Raw genomic sequence first — 20757 nt, forward strand, 5'->3', positions numbered from 1 at the left:
AATAAGTTTTATTTTTTTAAAGTGAAGTGGCCTTTTATGACTTTTCCATCTTCAAAAGTTAAATTAAACCAATAATCATCAGCAGTTAATGGATGTCCATTGAATGTACCATTCCATCCCACACTTGTATGACTTATTTCTTTTAATAATTTTCCATAGCGATTAAATATGGTTATCGTGGATTTTGGTAATAGATCTAGGTTTTCAATATTCCACTGATCATTATAGCCATCTCCGTTAGGGGTGAAATATCTAGGATAATCCAATACATAAAAGACAAAAGGATTTGATAAACCGCAACCATTTTTATCTCTGGCATAAGCGATATAAGTTCCTGCGGCTATTCCTTCAAATTGAGGGTTATCCTGAAAATAGGAACCATCAATTGAAAATTCATAATCTCCCGCTCCTGTAAATTCTATGACAACTGAATTTTCATTTCCTGAGAAATCATTTATGATAGCTCCTGTTATAGTAGCAATCTCCGAAGCGGTTATATAAAAGTTTTTGGTTGTTTCACATCCAGTTGCATTGCGGACTTTGACGGAATAATCACCGGCTGAAGTTACCGTAATACTGCTGGTTGTTGCGCCGGTATTCCATAAGTAGCTGGAGAATCCTGCAGCGACTGATATGTTTGTCGTATTCCCGTCGCACAGACTTCTGTTTACATCTTGAAAATTCGGAGGGTCAAACGTCGCCACAAGGAGTGTGATAGGAGTAAGGGCATAGCAATCGGGACTATTTACGATTCTTGCAAAAATAGTTTGCTGATTGGGAGTCGTATTTTTGTATGCATTTGGGAGCACATTATTTTGTGAAACAGCATCATTTGAATTTAAATAATATTCGACAACTAAGCCTACCGGCAATCCAGTCAAAACTTGAGGTGTTACTTGTGAATTTAAATCAAAAAGAGACAGGCCGTCTTGGGCTGCGTCTACATCACAAATTTTCACGGGATTTTGTGCTGCGATTGTGTTGCTCGAGATTTGCAGGGTAAGCTCTGCATAATTTGTGCAACCATAGCTGTTTGATGCTCTTGCATAAACGATTTGATTTGCTGAAGTGTTATTATAATTCTTAGGGTTTGCTATTGGATTGGTATCAGTTAAATTTTCATAATACACGACAGGTTTCAAACTCGCATCACTGTTTGTTATGGCATTATCCATTTTGGTCAAATCAAAAACTGAAATTCCGCTACCGTTTTCATCGCACTGTACCATCGTCTTGTTGTTTAGGACAATTTCAGGGGTGTATTGAATTTTAATTTCACTGGCGGCAATGCATGTCGACGGATTTAAAGTGATTTCAACTTTGTACGTTCCTGCATCTGTGACGGTATAAGAAGGATTTGTTTCGGTTGCTAATAAAACATTATTTTTAAACCATTTGTAGCTGTAAGAGGAAGGTAACTGTGTGTCAATCAAATAAGTTTGGCCAAAGCAAATGCCATTATCGGTCGATAATAATCGATCGGCGCCTAAATCTATTTTCGAAACAAAGCTGCCGGCTTGTAGGAAGATGGCGGAGTCATAACTTTTAAGGTCGTCATCCGCTATCACCAGTTTAATATGATAGGACTTTCCTGCGATAACGCTTGCTTGGGCAGTCAGCACTTTGGTCTGCCCAGCATAGTTGATCGGACTTGTATTTGTCGGTGATGTGTTTGATTGCCCGAAATATTCTTCGTTTAATGCAGGGCATCCTTCTATTATTATATCAGGTTGGTCCGTTGCGAAATTAGGGATAAGGGGACGTACATTCATAGATGAAACGGGAGTAGTTGTGTTTGGGAGTACCGCTATATTTGTATAGCTGCCTGTAGCATTATTTTCCTTAATCAAAAAGGCGAATCCGTCTGAATATTCGCAAGGAAAAAAATCCTGATATTCATTTGAGGCAAAAATGTAATCAAAGCTGATGAAGTTTGTCAAAGGGATGAAATCGAATTCTAAAACGGTAGCATTAATTGAAATAGTACCTAAAGCCTCATCCAAATCTATATCGCCAAGCCATGAAGAATTTCCCCCACCGCTGCTCCTTACAAAGCGACCTTCCGCATTTTTACTACTCCAAGTACTTAAAACAATACCCGTTGTAAAAGGAAAACTACCTCCTTGGTTGTCAAAAGAACCATAACTATTTTGAGTCCCTGAAAAGGTATCTCCTGAGACAATATAATTAGAAGTTGTGGCGCAAGTACTATTGTTTGTCAGTATATTTACAAGGCTTTCAAGGCTTTCAAGGCTTTGTGCGGTATATGCATCGTTTACCCTTATTGACTGCGCACTTCCCGTCATAGGAATACAGCCGAAAAAAATACAAAGCGTTATTCTTTTTATAAATTCCATAGACTAGTAAAGATACTATAAATCTCTGTTTTTCAATAATTTATAAGACAATAACATAAATATAATTGACCATGACAATACAATTATTAGTGATGAAAAAGGAACACTGTAATCTTTAATACTGTCTACTCCAATTTGAGTACCGATAGTTTTTATAACTGATAATCTAGAAAAAGGCTCAATTATTAAATTCGACATCGACTCTAAGGGGAAAAATTGCGTTATAAAATCAGCCGTTTTATTATCTGGGAAAATTTTGAAATTCAAAATACCTTTGGCAATTCCTTCTACAATGTTCCATACCAAAAGGAACCCAAGGGCAAATGCAGATCGCTTTACCAGTATGCCTAAAAACAAACAAAAGGAGAAAAAGCCAACTAATTTGATAAAGAATGCCACTAAATATTCCATTTGGGAAAAGACTATGGATAACTCTGTATAAGAAGAAAAGACAAACCCCAATATTAAACTCATGACGAACACGAATACAGTAGAACAAAAAGAAAATAGGAGTACGGTCAAAAATTTAGACAAAATGAACTCCTTTTTACTCAAACCGTCAATCAGGTTTTGTTTTAAAGTTCCGTAACTGTACTCATTTGCCATCATGGATACGATAACAATAGCTAAAAATAATTTTAAAATGGCAGCAATATAGGTGTTGAAGTGCCAAATGAAAGGGAAGTTGAATATGCCCATTTCAGCAAGGTGAATTTTAAAAAAACCAACATCAAATTTTATGGATGCAATCATCGCTATAAAAGAAAGTAAAATGAAATAGGTCAACGTTAAAACCCGACTTGCTTTGTTCATCCATATTTTTTGCAATTCAATCGATAATAATCTTTTCATTTTTTTAGTTTTTAAGTTTTGGTTTAGCATTTTTTGTCAATTCTAAAAATTGCTCTTCCAAACTGTGTTTGCGTTTGACCAAATGACTTAGATTAATGTTTTTATCACAAAGGAATTTATTTAAATCTGCGGCCTCTAAGGGACTTTTTAGATAGACAAAAACTTTCCCTTCCTCTGGTTTGATACTCTCTATGGCAGGATGCGTTTTTAAAACTTGGATCAAGGTTTCGGAATCTTCCGCTTGTAGCTCAAAGAAGCCTTCATTAGAAGACATGCCATGTACACTACCGGAATATAAAACGATGCCTTTATTTAATACTAACACATGGGTGCACACTTTTTCGACTTCATCTAGTAAATGAGAAGCAAGTAAAATAGTGGTTCCCTGCGAGGCAATATTTTTTATGATATCCCTAATTTGATGGATTCCCTGCGGGTCTAAACCATTAGTGGGTTCGTCTAGAATTAATATTTCTGGATCATTTAATAGGGCAGAGGCAATTGCTAAACGTTGCTTCATTCCTAAAGAAAAGGTACTGAATTTACTATCTTTTCTTTCATCCAAACCTACAAGTTGCAGTTTTTCTAGAATTTTAGCATAACTGATATCCTTGATTTTGCAAACCAATCTCAGGTTTTCCTGTGCCGTCATATAAGGGTAGAAGTTGGGCCTTTCAATAATTGCACCCACTCTTTTCAAAGCATCATGGGTTTCTATTTTTCCGTCAAACCAACTGTATTCCCCCGAGGTTTTATTAACTACATTTAAAACAATTCCAAGGGTTGTTGACTTTCCGCTTCCGTTTGGCCCTAGAATACCATAAACGTGGCCTTTTTTTATGTCGAAAGAAATATCTTTTAAGGCTTGCACGCTTCCATAGCGTTTGCTGAGATTTTTAATAGAAAGGATGGTTTCCAAAATGTTCGTTTTTATATTATTTATAGGACGAGTAAAATAAGGAATTGTTACCGTTTTATCAAGATTAGTTTGTTACCCGATTAACTTAATTGCATCTTCTAATTTTTTTACGGTAATTGGTTTCATGATATAGTTTTTACAATATCATACTTTTTTATCATTTCGATATCAGAAGGGCCAATGGAAGAAGTAACAATAAAAATAGATATTTCCTTTTGAATAGGTAAAAGCATAAATTCATCAAGGAATTGCCGTCCATCTAAAACAGGCATATTCAAACCCAGCAAGATTACGTCAGGAAGGTTTGAGGAGTTGTCACAATTATGAGCCAGCTCATTTAAAGTAGTTTGAGGATTGTAAAAGGATATTATTTCTTCACAAAGTTTAATTTTTGAAATCTACATACTCATCAATTATATAGGTTGTTTTATTTTTCATTTATATAAATTTTAAAAGTGGTACCATAACCAACTTTGCTTTTTACCTCAATCTTACCATCCATAGCCTCTATTTGATTCTTGGTTATATATAAACCAAAACCTTTTGCATCTTCATTACTTTGAAATGTTCTATACATTCCAAATACTTTATGACCGTTTTTCTTTAAACCTAAGCCTAGTCCATTGTCTTTGAAGCTTATAATAGTGTGGGATTCGTTGATTTCTTAATTAATTGCAAGAAAGGCTTTGCGTTATGGAGATTTGTCTTTAAAGAGGTTTAATTAACGAAGTGAGAATCGTTTTTTAATTGAGTAGCAAGAAATCGTTTAATTGCTTTTCTTATAACAATTGGAAAAAGTTCTGAATTATGAAGGCCTAATAATTCAGAAGTATCATAGTCGCTGAGTTTGTAAGTTCGGGCATTACAGTCTATAATAATTCCCGTTGCCGAGTCAATAATGAGATAGCATCATTAGTACTTGAAAAGATAGAAGAGAATTTTGCTACACTTAATTCTAATTTATGAATCAGGTTCTGTTCTTTCGTAATATCCTGAAAAGGACCTATTAAATGAGTCGGTTCACCATTTTCGAATTGGACCTAGCAAATACATTCGACATATCGCATATTATTTTTAGCCGTTATGATTTGGAATTTTTCGTGAAATGAAAGTCCTTATTCAACTGCTTTTTTTATAATGATTTCGGATCGCATCCTAATTTCTCCTTCCAAAAAAAAAAATTGATTGCATGTCCTCTAATTGGTTCGAAATCTTTAGAAACTTCAAGAATGCTTTTTGTAACAGCGTCCCAATAAACGGCATTGGCTTTTATGTCTATTTTCCATATACCAATTTTATCAGACGCTGCCGCTTTAACATAAATATCATGTTACTCTATCTTAGTAGGTTTAGAATATCGATTTAGCCGTAGGAGCTCTCAAATTTATAATAAATATTTTGCACCATTTTTTTAGGAATTAATTTTAAATTAGTACTTGATATCCAGCCGTGAATAAGGCAAGCCATTGTAGATTTATGATTTTTTTGTTTTTATATGGGGGATTTTAAGTAGTTCAGGATAAAATTATTCTTACGGGGAGTCTGCTGTCGGTACAGCAGCTAATTGTATTTATGAAGGGTAGGTTCACTTGTCTGTTATGCTTTGTTAAAAACTAAGTAGTTTCTGTTTTATTATCATTTAGCTTTAAATTGATGTAAATTTGTAGTAAATTCACCTTAATGAGCGATTCTGAAGTACTATTTAAAAAACCAACCTACCCGATAAATCAATCCCTTTCTGATTATTTAGGTCGTTTTGATCGTATCTCAAAAGTTCCTATTGTCTATGATGATTTGTTGCGTTTCTCGGGTTTCATAAACGTTTACGATAAGCAGGAGGAAGATACCTTATGGATTAGGGTTTATTATAGTGAATTTGAAAGAATGGAAATTGATCTGACTTTGAAAAAGATTTATTCGCTTTTGCATTCAGATGGAAATTTAGAAATTATTAAGTTTTTGAATATCGATTCCATCGATTATTGCACTTTTGGGAATTCGAAGCCTTTTCGAATAAAAGTCAGAAACATCTTAAATGATAATTATACTCATTTTTACGTCAAAAAAGCGGATGCCTCGCGAGTATATGGACTGGAATTGGAGCATATTCTGTCTCCTGATAAAATTAATTTTTTAGTTTATGAGGATACTTTAGTTGAAGAACATATAATGGGAATTGCGGGAGATGTATTTATAAAAACACTTTTGGATGATTGCAGCGAAACCGAAAAATCACAGATAGCAAAAGAATTTGTTAAGTTTAATGAGCGCTGTATGATACGGCTTTTGGGGGATATGAGATCTTATAATTACGTAATTGTCCCGATTCACGATTTTGATCAGGTAGTATATAGAATTCGCCCCATCGATTTCGATCAGCAATGTTATGAGGGGAATTTCAAGATTTATAGACCGCAATTCTTTAAAGAGAATTATCCTATGGTAAAATTAGTCAAAGATAAATTGCAGGATAGCTCCATTGAACAATATAAGAATGAAGAACGTGCCGTATTAGCCAAAAGAATACTTTCGGCAGAAACGCGTATTAAAAGGTTATTGAAGATTATGGGAAATGATCTAATTGCCCCTGATGAACATGTACAAAGGTTAAAGAATGATTTGTACTTATTTACAAATGATTTAAATTTTAAAAATGCCAAAAGGATGGGGAATGTTTTAACTGCAGCCTTTCGATTTGTTACTAGAAACTATAAAAATGCCAATTTATTTAAGCCTGGATTTTGATCGATAAATCAGGTTTTTTAATAACATAATTCTCCAGGAAATGAGGAACCCAATCGCGATTGTAGTACTGTCAATACTGTTATTGTCTTGTAAGCAAGATTCTAAAGTAATAAGCTCATTATATGCTTTTCCTGAAAAATTGAAAGAAGTTTCAGGAATAGCCTATATAGCGCAATCGAAGTTGCTTTGGGTGATTGAAGATAGCGGTAATGCCAATATAATTTATGGGTTAAACCCAACTGGGAAACTTGAAAAAAGCCTCACAATCCAGAATGCTGAAAATATTGACTGGGAAGATATTACTAAGGATAAAGAAGGGAACTTATACATAGGGGATTTTGGAAATAATGAAAATAAAAGAGAAGATTTATGCATTTATAAAATTGAAAAGGATGTTTTACTAAAGAATATTATAAATTCATCTTATAAAGTTTCATTTGCTTATCCTGAACAAAAAAAGTTTCCCCCAAAGAAGAAGAATCTTCTATATGATGTGGAAGCTTTTTTTGAGTTTAAAAATAACTTTTATCTTTTCACTAAAAATAGAAGCTCCAAATTTGATGGTACTACATTTCTGTATAAAGTCCCAAATAGAGAGGGTTTTCATCAGGCTAAATTACTTGGAGAATTTAAAACGGGAGGGAGCTATGAAAATAATGCCATTACTAGTGCAACAATAAGTCCTGATGCATCTAAAGTACTTCTTTTATGTCATAGTAAAGTTTGGCTTTTTCAAAATTTCACTTCAGATAATTTCTTGTCAGGAAAAGTAAACGAACTTCAATTACATCATTTTTCACAAAAAGAAGCGATTTGTTTTAAAGACAATTCAACACTTTTAATTGCTGATGAAAAGAGTAAAAAAACAGGAGGCTTCGTTTATGAAACAACTTTAGAAAGGCTAGAAGCCAAACCCTAAACCAAAAGTGATACGCCCTTCATCATTGGCGCTTTTAAAATAAGTTAGCCTTGTTGTTAAGGTACTAAGACCATTAAGCCATATACCACCACCGATAGATTGATGCCATTTGTTAGATGTTTCTCCATCTAACCAAACTCTTCCATAATCAAAACCACCAAAGATTCCAAAGGACATAGGAATTATACTGTTTTTAATATCTCCTAAGGCATATCGAATGTCGCTACTTTGAAAAAAAGATTGTTTTCCCAAAAAACGTTGGTTTCTAAATCCTCTTAAATCATAATCACCACCCAAAGTTGCCCCTTGATAAAATTCATAATTATTATTCAAGAGTACTTTTCCTTTTAGTAGAGTGGCTAATACAAGTTTCCCTTTAGAGTCAATTTTATGGTTAAAATTAATTTTAGATTCTATAGTAGGAAAGTTGCGCTTACTGTCGTTAAGATTCATTTTCCAGCTTCCATCTATTGAGAATCCCATTCCCATAGTTGGTAAAGACGGGTTATCATAGTTCTCATAGCTGTACTTTATGCTGGCTCCAGCAAATTGTTGACTTTTAAAAACCCTTGGGTTCACACTGTTTGGAATTGCTACAAAACGATTGTTTGTCTGTTCTATATCAAAGCTCTCAAAAGAGGTCTGGAAAAGCAAAGTGCTTCCGTAAAGCCCTATTTTTTTAACTTGGGGTATTAATTTGAGCATTCTTATTCGTACTCTATTATAATCCATACCATTTAGCTCGTCATTATTGAGACTGTTATTTCCATAGCCAAAATAGTTAATAGCAAAATTAGGACTCGTGATTTGGGATTCTAAATTAAAGTCCCATTTCCCAATTATTCTAGGTACATGTAGGTTGTATAGTAATTCAAATCCTTCTGTAGCAAAATAATAATTAGCTTTAAGAGTGTGTTTTCTGGTGTATGGATTTTGTTTAAAATGATTGATAGTGTAGTTTGTAATAATTCCAAGCTTTATTCCATCATCTGGGTTAAAACCAATAGTAGGTATGCCTGAAAATGCATTGTATTTTGGTTTCCTAAAATCATAAAGGTTTGCTGTATAATCATCAGTCAATATTTTTTTAGTTTTTGAGTCAACAGCATAACTGTTTATTTTTGATTTAAAATCAATTATTTTAGTTTTGTGGCCATTTGTAATAGTATATATGTCATGGTTTTGCCCGCCAATAAGTCTGATGTTTATACTTGATTTTTTATTCCCTGTAACTTCAAACTCATCGTCATCATCTAAGCCATACACCCAGATATTCTTAGTTTTTGAATCGGTGAATGATTTGGTGTAAACTAATTCATCACCTTCTTTTTTTATTCGATAAACGCTAATTTCAATTTTACTTTTACCAACATGATTTATTATAAATTTATCATCTTTATGGGTACCAACAATCAAAACAGTTTTTTGCAATACACGGTTGTACTCACTTGCATATTTTACTAACTGTGCTCTTCTTAATTTTAGATTTTGTTTAATTTGAGCTATAGTTTCGTCCTGTACGTCTGTGGGTAAGTTGTCAAAAGCATGATCAATGGCTTCATCAGAGAGGTGATCTTGAATGTATTTAGCTTGTTCGATCCAGTCCTTTTCGGTCGATTTTCTTAAAAGAGCAAGATCTAAAGGATAAGGTTCTCTATTAAACCATTTTACATTTTTAATGTCACTCCTAAAAGTTTGCATATGACGAAGCGTCGGAATATTCATTAGGATAGAAAACAATACCCCATCAAATTTAGAGAAAGCCTGATCTCTGTCACGTGGAATAGGCTTGTAAATAACTTGACCCTTTTTTTTGTGTTCAGCCCAGCGCCATTGGTCATAATGTCGATCCCAGTCCCCAATAAGCATGTCAAATAAACGAGCTTTTATGTATTCGTTTTCGTCAACGGTATATTTTTCGTCTTTGTGTAAATTTTCCAGTAAATCTTCGGTACTAATGATATCATTAGGTTCTCCAAAGGTCTTTAAATCTTTTTGACTTTCAGAGGGACGTTCTTCTACTAAATACAATTCATTGCCAAAATCAGCATTAAACTGTCCTAATTTTTTTTGTTTTGGAATATAATATAAATAAGGATTTGTGTGTAAAACACCAATTTCATCGGCTAAATTACCAACGCCCAATGGCGCATAAGGATGTGAGGTCGTATAAAAATCATAAAGAAAACTTTCGGCGTAGGTATTTTTAAACTCATTCTCTATATATTGATCTTTGAAAGCAACATTTTGCAAAAAACGACCCACACTTTTCTTTACAGCACGCATTACGTATTCCTTGCCATCTGGATCAATCAGTCGTAATGATTTAGTTTGATGACCACCACCAGCTCTCTGTGGTGTTAAACCACCATATAGAGTATCTAGAGATGCTGTTTTAGAATCAATCAAGGTGCCGTAAATTTTGCGGTAATGAGTACCAAAAATAAGATTATGAATAGCACTTTTATCAGTCATTTCGGGGCCATACACTGATGTTTTCTCAGTTGAAGGAAAGTGGTTTGCATATTCAACTTTGATCTTTTCCTTAGGATAAAGTACTGTTTTCTTATAAAGTAGTTGGGTCTGATTGTTGTCTCTACCGAAAAAAGAGACCGTTGTTTCTCCATTTTCATAGACGTCTAATGTAGCATAGCCATTTTTCCCATAGGAGAAATCATTAGCATTAATAGCTCGTGCTGCCGCAGATTTAGATCCTGCACCGCTTATGATTTGTTTGATGTTATCGCTATCAATATATTGCAAATTATGATCATGGCCTGATACTACAATTACATTATCTTGACTTTGTAAAAGAGTTTTGATGCGTTTTACATAAGCAGTATATTGTTTGTTTTGGATATCTTGAGGACTAGCTCCTGTCGTTTTTCTTAATAAATTAATAAAAGAACCTATAACTGGTAACGGAATTTTCTGCTCTAGTGGGAAAATTTGTTTTTTTAAAGAAAACTGTCCGCCATGGCTGCCATTACTCATCAATGGATGATGCATGGCCAAGAGGACTGTTTTGTCTCTGTTTTTACTCAAGATGCTTTCTAACTCTTCAAAAAAAGCTTCTCTACTTTTAATAGAACAGTCATCATTTAGTGTTGGGGTTTTATTCCAGTCTTCAAAAAACCATTGGCTGTCAACAGTAATAAGAAGTAGGTTATCATTTATTTTCTCATCATTAATAGGGCAGCCTTTTCGGGGTGAGAATGATTCTTTATCATCAAAGTAATCCGTGACTATTTCTTCTTGTCTTTCTAGTCCTTTTATGCCATTATACCAATCATGATTTCCTGGGATAAAAACAGTTTTGCCCTTAAAGTTTTTTGAAATCTTTAATTGATTTTCGAGTTTATTGTAAGCGATTTCATAATTTATTTTATCTTCTTTTGGAGGCATTCCTTTTGGATAGATATTATCACCCAGGAATAGGAGCGTACTGTTTTTATTAGCCAGAACAAGCTTTTCATGAAGCGAGTTTAATAGGTTTTTAGCGTTTTCTTCGTCAGCATTGCCCGCATCACCAATTAGGAAGAAAGTATGGTTGATTTTTGAAGTATCGGTTGCGTTAGTAGCCACTTGATTTTCAGTCTTATTTCCGAATTGCGGATGATGTGTCGCACAGGACTGTAGTAAGATTAAAAATAAAGCTAGGGATTGGTATATTTTATTTTTCAAGAAACGATTATCCGAAAACAATTTCATAGTTTAGTGGTATAAAAATTGACTTATGAATCTTATAGAAGAAGCCGAAGATTTTGTTTGTAAATTACTCAAAGATAAACTTTATGATTTATATTTCTATCATGATTGTAACCATACTTTAGAAGTTGTTACTGCAGTTAAAAAACTTTCTAAAGAAGAAAAGTTAAGTCCGTTGGAAAGCGAAATGGTAATTTTAGCAGCTTGGTTTCACGATACTGGATATATACAAGGAAGTGACAACCATGAAAATGAAAGTGTAGACATTGTTTCTAACTTCTTAAAGGAAAAAGATAAATCAGAGGAATATATAAAAAAAGTTTCTAGTATTATAAAAGCGACTACTTACGATTATATACCGCAAACGCTTCTTGAAAAAATAATTAGGGATGCTGATTATTTTCATTTTACAAAGGAAGATTACCCAGTAAAGTGCAATCTGTTAAGAAAAGAATTGGAAGGTACAAACAAAGCGAAGTTTACTGATTTAGAATGGGCTAACGAAAATTTGAAAGTGTTATCCCAAAATCACGTGTATTATACAGATTATGCCATTGCAAATTGGCAGACTTTAAAAGAAAAAAACATCAAACTAATTGAACAAGAAATTCTAAATATGGAAAATGATTTAAACGATCTGCAGGAAGCAAATGAAAAGAAAAAAAAGAAAGCCAAAAAGAAAGGTAAGAAAGAAAAACCAGGTCGCGGAGTTGATACCTTGTTCAGAGTAACGCTAAGTAATCACATTCGTTTAAGTGGGATTGCGGACAGTAAAGCCAATATATTACTATCTGTAAACGCGGTTATTATCTCGATAGCATTATCTTCGTTAATTCCAAAATTAGACAATGCTAATAATTCTCATTTAGTAATCCCGACTTTTATAATGTTGATGTTTAGTGTGGTATCCATTATTTTTGCGATACTTTCAACGCGTCCAAAAGTGACTACTGGAACTTTTACTAGACAAGATATAGAAGATGAGAAAGTGAATTTACTGTTCTTTGGGAACTTTTATAAAATGCCATTGGCAGAATACGAATGGGCTGTAAATGAGATGATGAAAGATAAAGCATATTTATATAATTCAATGATTAAAGATCTGTATTTTCTCGGTGTTGTTCTCGAAAAAAAATATAGATTATTAAGGATTACTTATAATATTTTTATGATTGGAATAATAATTTCAGTCATCGCTTTTGTAATAGCGTTTAATTCTGTCTGGATTTAATTCAGCTCGTCCAGCAATTCCTGATACGTATATCTGTTGTCAGGGGAGTTTGGGTCAACGGTGTTTGAAACTTTTATTCGCAGTGCTTTTAGCCCAGAAACACCTTGCAATTCTTCGACATCAAATTGCTCTATTGAAGGCTCTACCATTCCTTTAAATTGTAGGAACTTGATATACTTTAAGTATTCTATTTCTTCATTATTGTGGGAGTACACAATCGTAATTTTCTCTTTTTGTGTAATTCTTTCCATCGTCCCTTTGATGTTGGCTTTGTCAATACGTTTTTTTACGACCTCATAACGGGCATTATAGGTTCCGTCGACATCAAAACGTTTTTCATCCATTCTAAAACGAATTGTAATAGGGGAACTAAACACTAAAATTAAAGAGGTGACATCCAGTTCATATGGGAGCGCTGATTTAAGCTGATAATGTTCAAGTTCCATTTTGCACAATGTTTGAAGTTGCCACAATCTTAAATTATTCAGATACATTAAATTAAAGGGCTGTGAAGGAGAAATAGAGGCTCCAATATAGAGATTATGCTCGACTCCATCTGTTTTAAATCTTTCGAAATAATGAGGAAATATATTTTGTGCTTCGACTTGCTCCTTGTCTAGAACGGTGGCCATTTTTTTATTGATGATAGACATTGAAGCATCAAATTCTTTCCGTGCTTGATAGAACAAACCGGTTTTTGGATCTAATTTTTCAAAATAGTTATTTATCAATGATTGACATTCGCCCTCAATTTTTGAATTGGATAAAATAGGGTGTATTTCTTTTTGAATGTAGTTTTGAATTTGTTGCTCCGTATCTGCTTTTAATTCTAATTGCAATTCTTTAGAGTAGGATTGCATTTCAAATTTTCGCTGCTCCAGTAAAGGAAGCACGCTGTTAGCCTCTAAATTTGTAAAGATCTCAGATAATACACTTAGTTGATTTTTTAAATCTTCTTTTACAGTTGAATTTCGGTGCTCAGAGGAACCTCTGATGTCAATCTGACCGTACAATGGATATACTTCTTTGAAAACAATCTCCTTAAAAATATACTCCTTATCAGAGGTATTTGTATGAAAATAATTTTGCGCTTCATTTCGGAATTTCCAATAAACACTGGAGTGTATTGCGGTATATTCACGTTGAATTATAGCTTCTAATTGGTTCTCTAAATCGGTGCTATATCGTTCCAGAGTATCTACAATATATGGCAATATAAGATCTAAATTGTTTGCATTAATACTATTTAGTTGTCGTGGCTTGGATGAAACGAGTTCCATTATTCCCAGTAACTTATTGTCTTTTATCACAGGTGCCAGAATGCAGCTTTTAATACCTTGGGCAAGTAAATGTTGTGCAAACATTTCATTACCGGGAAGAGTGGAGAAATGTTCCACATTTGAAATTGAAAATGGTTTTTTATCTTCTAATAGAGTGCTGAAAGAACAGCCGAGAAAAGCTTTTTCGCAAGGAACTTCGTTTTCATCTAAAAGAACAAAACTTTCCAGTTCTCCGTTTTTAAAAGGAGGTTTTATAAATTTGCCTTCTTCCTCATTATATATAAGGAGACCTATCCTTAAATCAGGAACTTTAAATATTGATTTAAAGATCGCTTCTGAATTTTTATTAATGTCGGTTTGCCCTTTTTCAGATTTTAGAAGATTAGTTTTTAAATTAGATATGGCACTTTCCTTGGTGGCGTCATATAAGGTGACTATTCCAAAACCTTTTAGAATCCAGCTTTCTAAAGGAAATTTTTGTTTCCATAAATCGATATTACTATAATTGTCCATCAATTCATCAATGTCTATGGATGATAATGGAACTGCTTTTTCTGTGGGGTAGACTCCTATAAAATCAGCGTTGTAAAGGATGCGATAATGATTTATAATGCCATCTGAGTTTGGAATGTCATAGAATAGGGGCTTGTTGTAATCAAACTGCTGACGGTAATAGGAATTTAATATTAAGATACAACTTAGCACATAATATTGATCCTCGTTAAAATCTCTTATGGTTAGATCAAAATCTCCTGCAGCATTTAATATTCTTTTGAATCTTTCAGAATAATTAAAAGTCAAATTTTGAAATGGAATAGTAACGGCTTTAATCTCATTATTTGTTAATGAAGTAGGGAATAGGTCAGCCAGTAAATACTTTATAAGTGTTTTATTATTTTCAATAATTGATAAATCGGCAATGCCAGTTCTAAACTCAGGTACTGGTTCAATTTCTTTTAATACAGCCTTTGCATATTTAGAACGATAATCAACATCTGAGAGTGCAATTTCTTCCAATGATTCGATTAGTTTATGAAAGGAAATCAGCGTTTTAAAAGGACTGTCTTTGAATATATTAAGGTTCATTATTAAGCGGATTTGAAAATGCAAAATTACTAGTATATGAGCTTTTTTATCTTTGTAAATTTATAAAAAAAACTCCAACTGCTAGAGCAATTGGAGGTTTAATATTTTTAAGCCGTAGAATAAGTTGTACTAAATGGGATCATTAAAATTTGCAAAATAGCTTAAGGCTTTCGATTTGTTACCAGAAACAAACTATAAAACGCCAATTTATTTAAGGCTGGTTGCACGTACAGTTTGAATAGTAATCGCAATATTCGAAAGTATGAAATTAGGTTTTCAGATTCTTACTTAATTGTTTTGCTTTAAAAGCAAAATACAGTGGGTGAGGAATAATATAATGATATTTCTTAATTTTTGCAGGTTTGAAAAAAAGAGAGCGAATTTAAATAATGGTAATAGCTTAGCTATATCGGACGCTACTCTCAGGTGATTTTAGAGGAAATAAAAGTGAAGTGTAGACTAAATATGTTGAACATCTTTCTTAGAACAGAAACTTTTTAAAGTGTCATTGATATCTTTTAATTCTGGCGTCAGATATGTTTTGTTTCCTTTTTCATCATTTGTGAGCTCTAAAGCGCAAACAGTACATTTATATTCTTTAAAATGATGCGTAATATTTCGGGTCGTAATAATTCTGTGTCCAAAAATTAAGCAATAGAGTCTTTTACTTAAAAAATTTTCTTTGATTTCGATTGTACTCATTATTTAGGCGTTTAGGTAGGTTTGGATTCAATAAAACTAATGATAAATCGACTAAACTAATAATTAATTCGATTAAATACGCTTTTTAGATAAAAAAGTAAATTATTTCTTATCAATAGTAACGAAAATAATGGCGAAAATTAAAATTAATTAATCGGCTAATTACTAGAGTATTAAAAAAAGCCTCAATCACATGATAGTGATTGAGGCTTTTTTAATGACAAAAAGGAGTGCAAAGCGGTTTTAGGATTTTTCTTCTTTGTTAAAGTAAACTAAGTAATAGTACATCTGTTTTTCTTCGTCCCAACCTTTTTCAACATATTTCTCAGCACTTTCAGGATTGATAAAATCCATTTTGATTTGGATGTGTGTATCTAAGTTGATTACGTTTTTTATTGATTTACGGGCATCCGTAACTGCAGCATTAGCAATGGGGAATGAGGTTACGTCTTCAATGCTGTATTTTTCTCCTTTATCAACTTTGTAATTTTTAAATTCCGGAATAAGGTCTGGGTTATCCAATACCTCATTTAAGAAATTAGTTTCTTCAAATTGATCATTTTTAGCAAAATAATTCACAGAACGGTTCATGAACATTACCTCTTCTTTTTTATCTTCTGCAGGAAAAACGACATCCTTCGCAAAGTTTTGGCAGAATTTTAAGTACTTTTTAGTAATAAAATTTTCATCCTCGAAGGCATCAACAGAAAGAAAGTGCTCTAACCAGTATCTGGCATCATAGCGGTTGCTGTCAACAGTCAATATTTTATATCCTTCTTCTTTTTTATGATTAAAAATCAAGCATCCTTTATCTAGTTTACTCAGGTTAATCCCTTGTTGCAGGATCATTTCTAAATGGGTTCCTTTTTCTTCAAATTGTAAAAAATCAGCTTGCAACTCACTTTTAAAAACACCGATGGCATCAACGACGTTGTTATCGATATTAACGTTTGTTAGATAAGTCACGTACACCTCTCCGTTTTTGATGTGAGGGTGATTGGATTGTTCAAATAAATGTTTGGTGATATTCTTTGAATTCTCATGTAAACTGGCTGGGTTTTCAAAAATGGCGGATGCAAATTTATACATGTCGTTGTAATCCAAATCAACTTCATGGGCAAACTGAAAATAGTTTTCTTCTTTTTCTCTAAAAGGTTTCAAGAAAAATTCTTTTATAAGGGGCACAATTTCATCTTGAAGACTAAAAGGTTGCTCTGATAAGAAGAGAGCTTCGTTACGACTTTTATTTCCAACGCGATGAATGGAAAGAGTCTCAATATGAGCGTTGTACAGGTTTATCATTTTATGGTTTATTTTTTTAGATAAAAAAGCCAAGACTAAAGACGAGAGAGCAGTCTTTAATCTTAGCTCTTGATTCTTGTTTTTTACTGTCTTAATTCCAATTTTCTTCAAAACCGAAATCCTCGAAGTTATCGTCTCCTTCAAACATGTCCAAATCATCTTGATCTAAATCATCTTCAAATTCACTTGCAAAATCATCTGCATTATCAGCTTCAAAGTTTTTTTCTGCTGCCTCATCAGGCATTTCACCATGAGAAAAGAGCGTTTCAGGGTATAAATTACCAGCGACCTGCTCTTCGACAGCAGCCAATTCAACTAAGAATGTCCACATGTTGATAAAGTCATACACGTAGATGATTTTTGTATTTTTCTCGTCCAAAAGGTCTGATAATGGGTAAGCACTCATCGTTTTTTGCTCGCCTGGAACATCACCAGTGTCAAAAAGTGAAATTTCATCTTCTTGGTTCCATGTTTCATCACAAGTATAGAATGAAGCCACTTCCATGCCATCAAAACCAAAGGAGTTGAAAATTGCATTGTGTAAATCTTCTAAAGTGTCATCTGCAAGAATTGCAATGTCTCTAAATATATCTTCTTCAGCATCTAGAACTACTCTGAATTTGTAAACCATAATCTTTGTTTTTATTGAAAGGACAAAGGTAAAATTTAATTTTATATTTCATCCCGAAGTTTTGGGACAGATTCCAGATTTGTTGATAAGATTTTTGCGTATGCATTTTTAAAGTGCAAAGTCAATTGTATAGTAATCTACTGATTTGAAAAAAAAATAAACACGTTAATTTAATTAGCAAGAATGAAAATGCAATGTCTATAGTTATTATAGGGTTGAATCATTTGTTTTTAAAAGTGTTGTGGATTCTCTTTCTAAATTTGTGATATTTTTCATGACTCGGATAATATCTGTTTGATGTCATGTTATTAAAAATTAAGGCTACAATCAAGAGGATTAATACGCCACTTAGTACAGGTGTAATCACATACCAATACCCCATGTTTTTTATTTCTTCCGAGCCTGTTACTGCTATCAAAGCAGTAGCCCCTCCAGGAGGATGTAATGTTTTTGTCAATTGCATTAAAACAATTGAAATTGAAACAGATAAGGACGCTGTTAGCCACATGATATCTGGGACAAATGTAGCGACAGTAACCCCCACGATTGCTGAAATGACATGGCCACCAACTAAATTTCGGGGTTGGGCTAGAGGGCTTTGAATTACGCCGTAAATTAAGACGCAGGAGGCGCCAAAGGAACCGATAAGATAAACTACATCAGAATGAGGAAGCGTTTTGGATTGCATGTAGGCAATAATTCCAATTCCTGCAAAGGAGCCTATAAATGCCCAAAAATTTTCTTTAAAATCGACCAGAGTTTCTTTATAAAGGACATATCTGGTTTTGCGGTAACCTCTTTTTATTTTTTGAATTGGCATGAACTACTGAATAGGATGTAAGATAATTAAAGATTCTGTTTTTCGTAAAATTCGATTGGTAAATCATCAGGGTCAGTAATAAAGAAAAATTGTTTTCCGGTGTATTCATCTTTTCGAATGTTTTCTGAGGGAATGTTGTTTTGGACTAAAGAAGAACGTGTTTGTTCCACATTGTCGACTTCAAAACCCAAATGACGCAAACCGCAACTTTCAGGACGAGAAAGTCTTTTAGGCGGATTGGGAAAGGAGAAAAGTTCGACGATGTAATTCCCATTCAAAGTCAAGTCCAGTTTGTAAGAATCTCGTTCAGCACGGTAAATTTCTTGAAGTACTTCTAACCCTATAATTTGTGTGTAAAAGCTTTTTGATTTTTGATAATCAGAGCAAATAACGGCAGTATGGTGTACTTTATTTAATTGAAGCATAGAAGGATTATTATTGTGGAGATGCATTTAACAAAAAATCTATATTGTTACAACGCACAAATAGAAGAGCGATGCAGATCAGTTGCGGTTTATAAATAGTTGTATTTCGTTCTTAAAAAGTGAAATGACTTTATCGATTAATTGTGTTTTGAGGCAAAAATAGACAAATTGTATTATACCCAGCGTGGTATTATTGGTTAAGTTGTCTGATTACTTTTGCTGGGTTGCCCACAGCTAATGAATTGTCAGGAATATCCTTTGTAACAACAGATCCAGCACCTATCACACATCCTTTTCCAATCGTGATACCGGGACAGATTACCGAATTACCACCTATCCAGCAATCGTCGCCAATTGTTATGGGTAAGGCACTTTCAAGCGTTTTTCTTGCTTCGGCATCCAGTGGGTGAGTGGCCGTATACAATTGCACTCCCGGAGCAAAAAACACATTAGAACCAATAATTACGGGAGCGCAATCCAGCACCACGCAGTTGACATTGAAATACACATTCTCCCCACAACTAATATTATAACCATAGTCACAATGAAAGGGCGGCTCAATATACAAGTTCACATCCGCATTCGGAATCAGTTCCTTGATAATATCTCTTGCTTTTTTGGTTATGCGGTATTCGGTGACATTCAGTCTATGGAGTAGGTTTTTGGCGCGTCTTCGGTCTTTTATTAGGATTGCATCGCCGGCCAAATAATATTCGCCGGCAATCATTTTCTCTTTTTCGGTAGTCATATATCGGTTTTAGCTAAAAATTGTTCTTAAATACGGGGGGTCATTTTTATTTAATTTTACTTCAGTTACGCTTTTCTACATTTGTCCCCATTTAGCGACTGTATATATGTGTTAATTTTTCCTTTCGAATTTTACTGTATTCAGTATTTTCTAGAACCTATTAAGTTTATCAGATTCTAGTTAAAAACTGTTTTTGCTCGTGTGAAAGTAGGCTGTTTCATAAAATATTAGGTAGATAGTTCAAATTATGCTTCCTGCTCTTTTTGTTTCAGAAACAAATTTAATGTTTTTAAGTCAATGGGGTAGTCCTTGTAATTAATATTGAATTTAATTTTAAGATGTAAAATGTAAAATAACTCATCGTATATGTTCTGTAATTTACCCTTGTCTGGGTCTTCATGTGGCCTATGATGTATTCCTTTTGCGAGCGTTTAAATTAAACAGCATTGATTACTTTTTAAAAGCAATTGAAGAAGAGGACTTAGGGCTAGCTGTTTCTAAAATTAAAGAACGACTTGCCAAAAAAGAAAAGTTACAGTTCGATCGTGACAAGATAAAAAAAATGTTTTCTAATGCTTTTGAAAAAGAATATAAAAAACGATTGAGCGTAAAAATAGGTCAGCATTTAAAAGTAATTTAAAAAGAGGAGATCGAATTTTTTTTTATCGAAAATAGGGGTGCTTCTATTAACACATTCGACAAAGTAAATTATCTTGTTGAATCAACTTTAGAAGTTTTGGAATAGGAATTATCGGCAAAATATTTTTTTAGAATCAACCAAAAGTTTATCATTCCTATGAAAGCAATTAAGAAAATTGTGCTTTATAGTAACTTTCGTTTGAAAGTGATTTTGCCTTCTTATGGCTATAATGCTATTATTTTAAGTAGAGAAAAAGTAGCCGATTCCAAAGTGTGGATTTTAGAGTAAAAAATTAAAAAAAAAGCAGTTTTAAAAAGGCCTAAATCTAGTTTGATTTTCTCAAAACAAATAGAACTTTTCATGAAACAGCTTCCGCTTATTCATAGACTGAA

16 protein-coding genes and 1 pseudogene are annotated in these 20757 nt (G+C 33.4%); 5 read left to right on the forward strand and 12 right to left on the reverse strand.

Annotation, left to right across the window (positions count from 1 at the left end; genetic code table 11):
• Window positions 1-8 precede the first annotated feature (8 nt).
• From CXF59_RS00415 to CXF59_RS00430, 4 genes are all read right to left on the reverse strand, one after another.
• Complete coding sequence (locus tag CXF59_RS00415) at window positions 9-2357, reverse strand: T9SS type B sorting domain-containing protein (protein WP_198554605.1); 2349 nt, start codon at window positions 2355-2357, stop codon at window positions 9-11.
• A gap of 15 nt (window positions 2358-2372) precedes the next feature.
• Window positions 2373-3209, reverse strand: coding sequence for an ABC transporter permease (locus tag CXF59_RS00420; RefSeq protein ID WP_101136105.1), 837 nt, complete (start codon window positions 3207-3209; stop codon window positions 2373-2375).
• A 4-nt stretch (window positions 3210-3213) separates the two neighbouring features.
• A complete protein-coding gene (locus CXF59_RS00425) occupies window positions 3214-4128 on the reverse strand; it encodes an ABC transporter ATP-binding protein (RefSeq protein ID WP_101135759.1) in 915 nt (304 codons plus the stop codon).
• A gap of 427 nt (window positions 4129-4555) precedes the next feature.
• On the reverse strand, window positions 4556-4789 hold the full coding sequence (locus CXF59_RS00430) for an ATP-binding protein (RefSeq protein WP_101135760.1): 234 nt from the start codon (window positions 4787-4789) through the stop codon (window positions 4556-4558).
• Between the two features lie 1019 nt (window positions 4790-5808).
• Here CXF59_RS00430 and CXF59_RS00435 point away from each other — a divergent pair.
• Window positions 5809-6873, forward strand: coding sequence for a hypothetical protein (locus CXF59_RS00435; protein ID WP_101135761.1), 1065 nt, complete (start codon window positions 5809-5811; stop codon window positions 6871-6873).
• A 40-nt stretch (window positions 6874-6913) separates the two neighbouring features.
• Window positions 6914-7792 (forward strand): hypothetical protein, encoded by an 879-nt coding sequence (locus tag CXF59_RS00440; RefSeq protein WP_101135762.1) that lies wholly within the window; start codon window positions 6914-6916, stop codon window positions 7790-7792.
• Here CXF59_RS00440 and CXF59_RS00445 read toward each other — a convergent pair.
• The gene (locus CXF59_RS00445; RefSeq protein WP_101135763.1) at window positions 7775-11503 is read right to left on the reverse strand and encodes a metallophosphoesterase; all 3729 of its coding nucleotides are present in this window, start codon (window positions 11501-11503) and stop codon (window positions 7775-7777) included. The genes CXF59_RS00440 and CXF59_RS00445 overlap by 18 nt on opposite strands.
• Window positions 11504-11528: 25 nt before the next feature.
• On the opposite strand from CXF59_RS00445, the gene CXF59_RS00450 reads away from it, so the two are divergent.
• Window positions 11529-12731, forward strand: a complete 1203-nt coding sequence (locus CXF59_RS00450) for a Pycsar system effector family protein (RefSeq protein WP_101135764.1) — start codon at window positions 11529-11531, stop codon at window positions 12729-12731.
• Here CXF59_RS00450 and CXF59_RS00455 read toward each other — a convergent pair.
• From CXF59_RS00455 to CXF59_RS00485, 7 genes are all read right to left on the reverse strand, one after another.
• Window positions 12728-15097 (reverse strand): GAF domain-containing protein, encoded by a 2370-nt coding sequence (locus CXF59_RS00455; RefSeq protein WP_101135765.1) that lies wholly within the window; start codon window positions 15095-15097, stop codon window positions 12728-12730. The genes CXF59_RS00450 and CXF59_RS00455 overlap by 4 nt on opposite strands.
• A 459-nt stretch (window positions 15098-15556) precedes the next feature.
• Window positions 15557-15799, reverse strand: a complete 243-nt coding sequence (locus CXF59_RS00460; protein ID WP_101135766.1) for a hypothetical protein — start codon at window positions 15797-15799, stop codon at window positions 15557-15559.
• A 243-nt stretch (window positions 15800-16042) separates the two neighbouring features.
• Entirely contained in the window at window positions 16043-17101 is a 1059-nt protein-coding gene (locus tag CXF59_RS00465; RefSeq protein ID WP_101136106.1) for a nucleoid-associated protein, read from the reverse strand.
• Window positions 17102-17192: 91 nt separating this feature from the next.
• Window positions 17193-17732, reverse strand: coding sequence for a hypothetical protein (locus tag CXF59_RS00470; protein ID WP_101135767.1), 540 nt, complete (start codon window positions 17730-17732; stop codon window positions 17193-17195).
• A gap of 220 nt (window positions 17733-17952) precedes the next feature.
• Window positions 17953-18552, reverse strand: a complete 600-nt coding sequence (locus CXF59_RS00475; RefSeq protein ID WP_101135768.1) for an HPP family protein — start codon at window positions 18550-18552, stop codon at window positions 17953-17955.
• A gap of 26 nt (window positions 18553-18578) precedes the next feature.
• The gene (locus tag CXF59_RS00480) at window positions 18579-18977 is read right to left on the reverse strand and encodes a VOC family protein (RefSeq protein WP_101135769.1); all 399 of its coding nucleotides are present in this window, start codon (window positions 18975-18977) and stop codon (window positions 18579-18581) included.
• A gap of 190 nt (window positions 18978-19167) precedes the next feature.
• Window positions 19168-19725: a sugar O-acetyltransferase gene (locus CXF59_RS00485; protein ID WP_101135770.1), complete on the reverse strand. Its 558-nt coding sequence runs from the start codon at window positions 19723-19725 to the stop codon at window positions 19168-19170.
• 400 nt (window positions 19726-20125) lie between these two features.
• Here CXF59_RS00485 and CXF59_RS15145 point away from each other — a divergent pair, with 400 nt between their 5' ends.
• A complete protein-coding gene (locus CXF59_RS15145; protein ID WP_232758542.1) occupies window positions 20126-20365 on the forward strand; it encodes a hypothetical protein in 240 nt (79 codons plus the stop codon).
• Between the two features lie 120 nt (window positions 20366-20485).
• Window positions 20486-20653 (forward strand): annotated as a pseudogene (locus CXF59_RS15150) (LytTR family transcriptional regulator DNA-binding domain-containing protein); the annotation flags it as partial.
• Window positions 20654-20757: the final 104 nt, after the last annotated feature.

The organism is Flavobacterium sp. ALD4 (assembly GCF_002836475.1).
In the GTDB taxonomy this organism is placed as follows: Bacteria; Bacteroidota; Bacteroidia; order Flavobacteriales; family Flavobacteriaceae; genus Flavobacterium.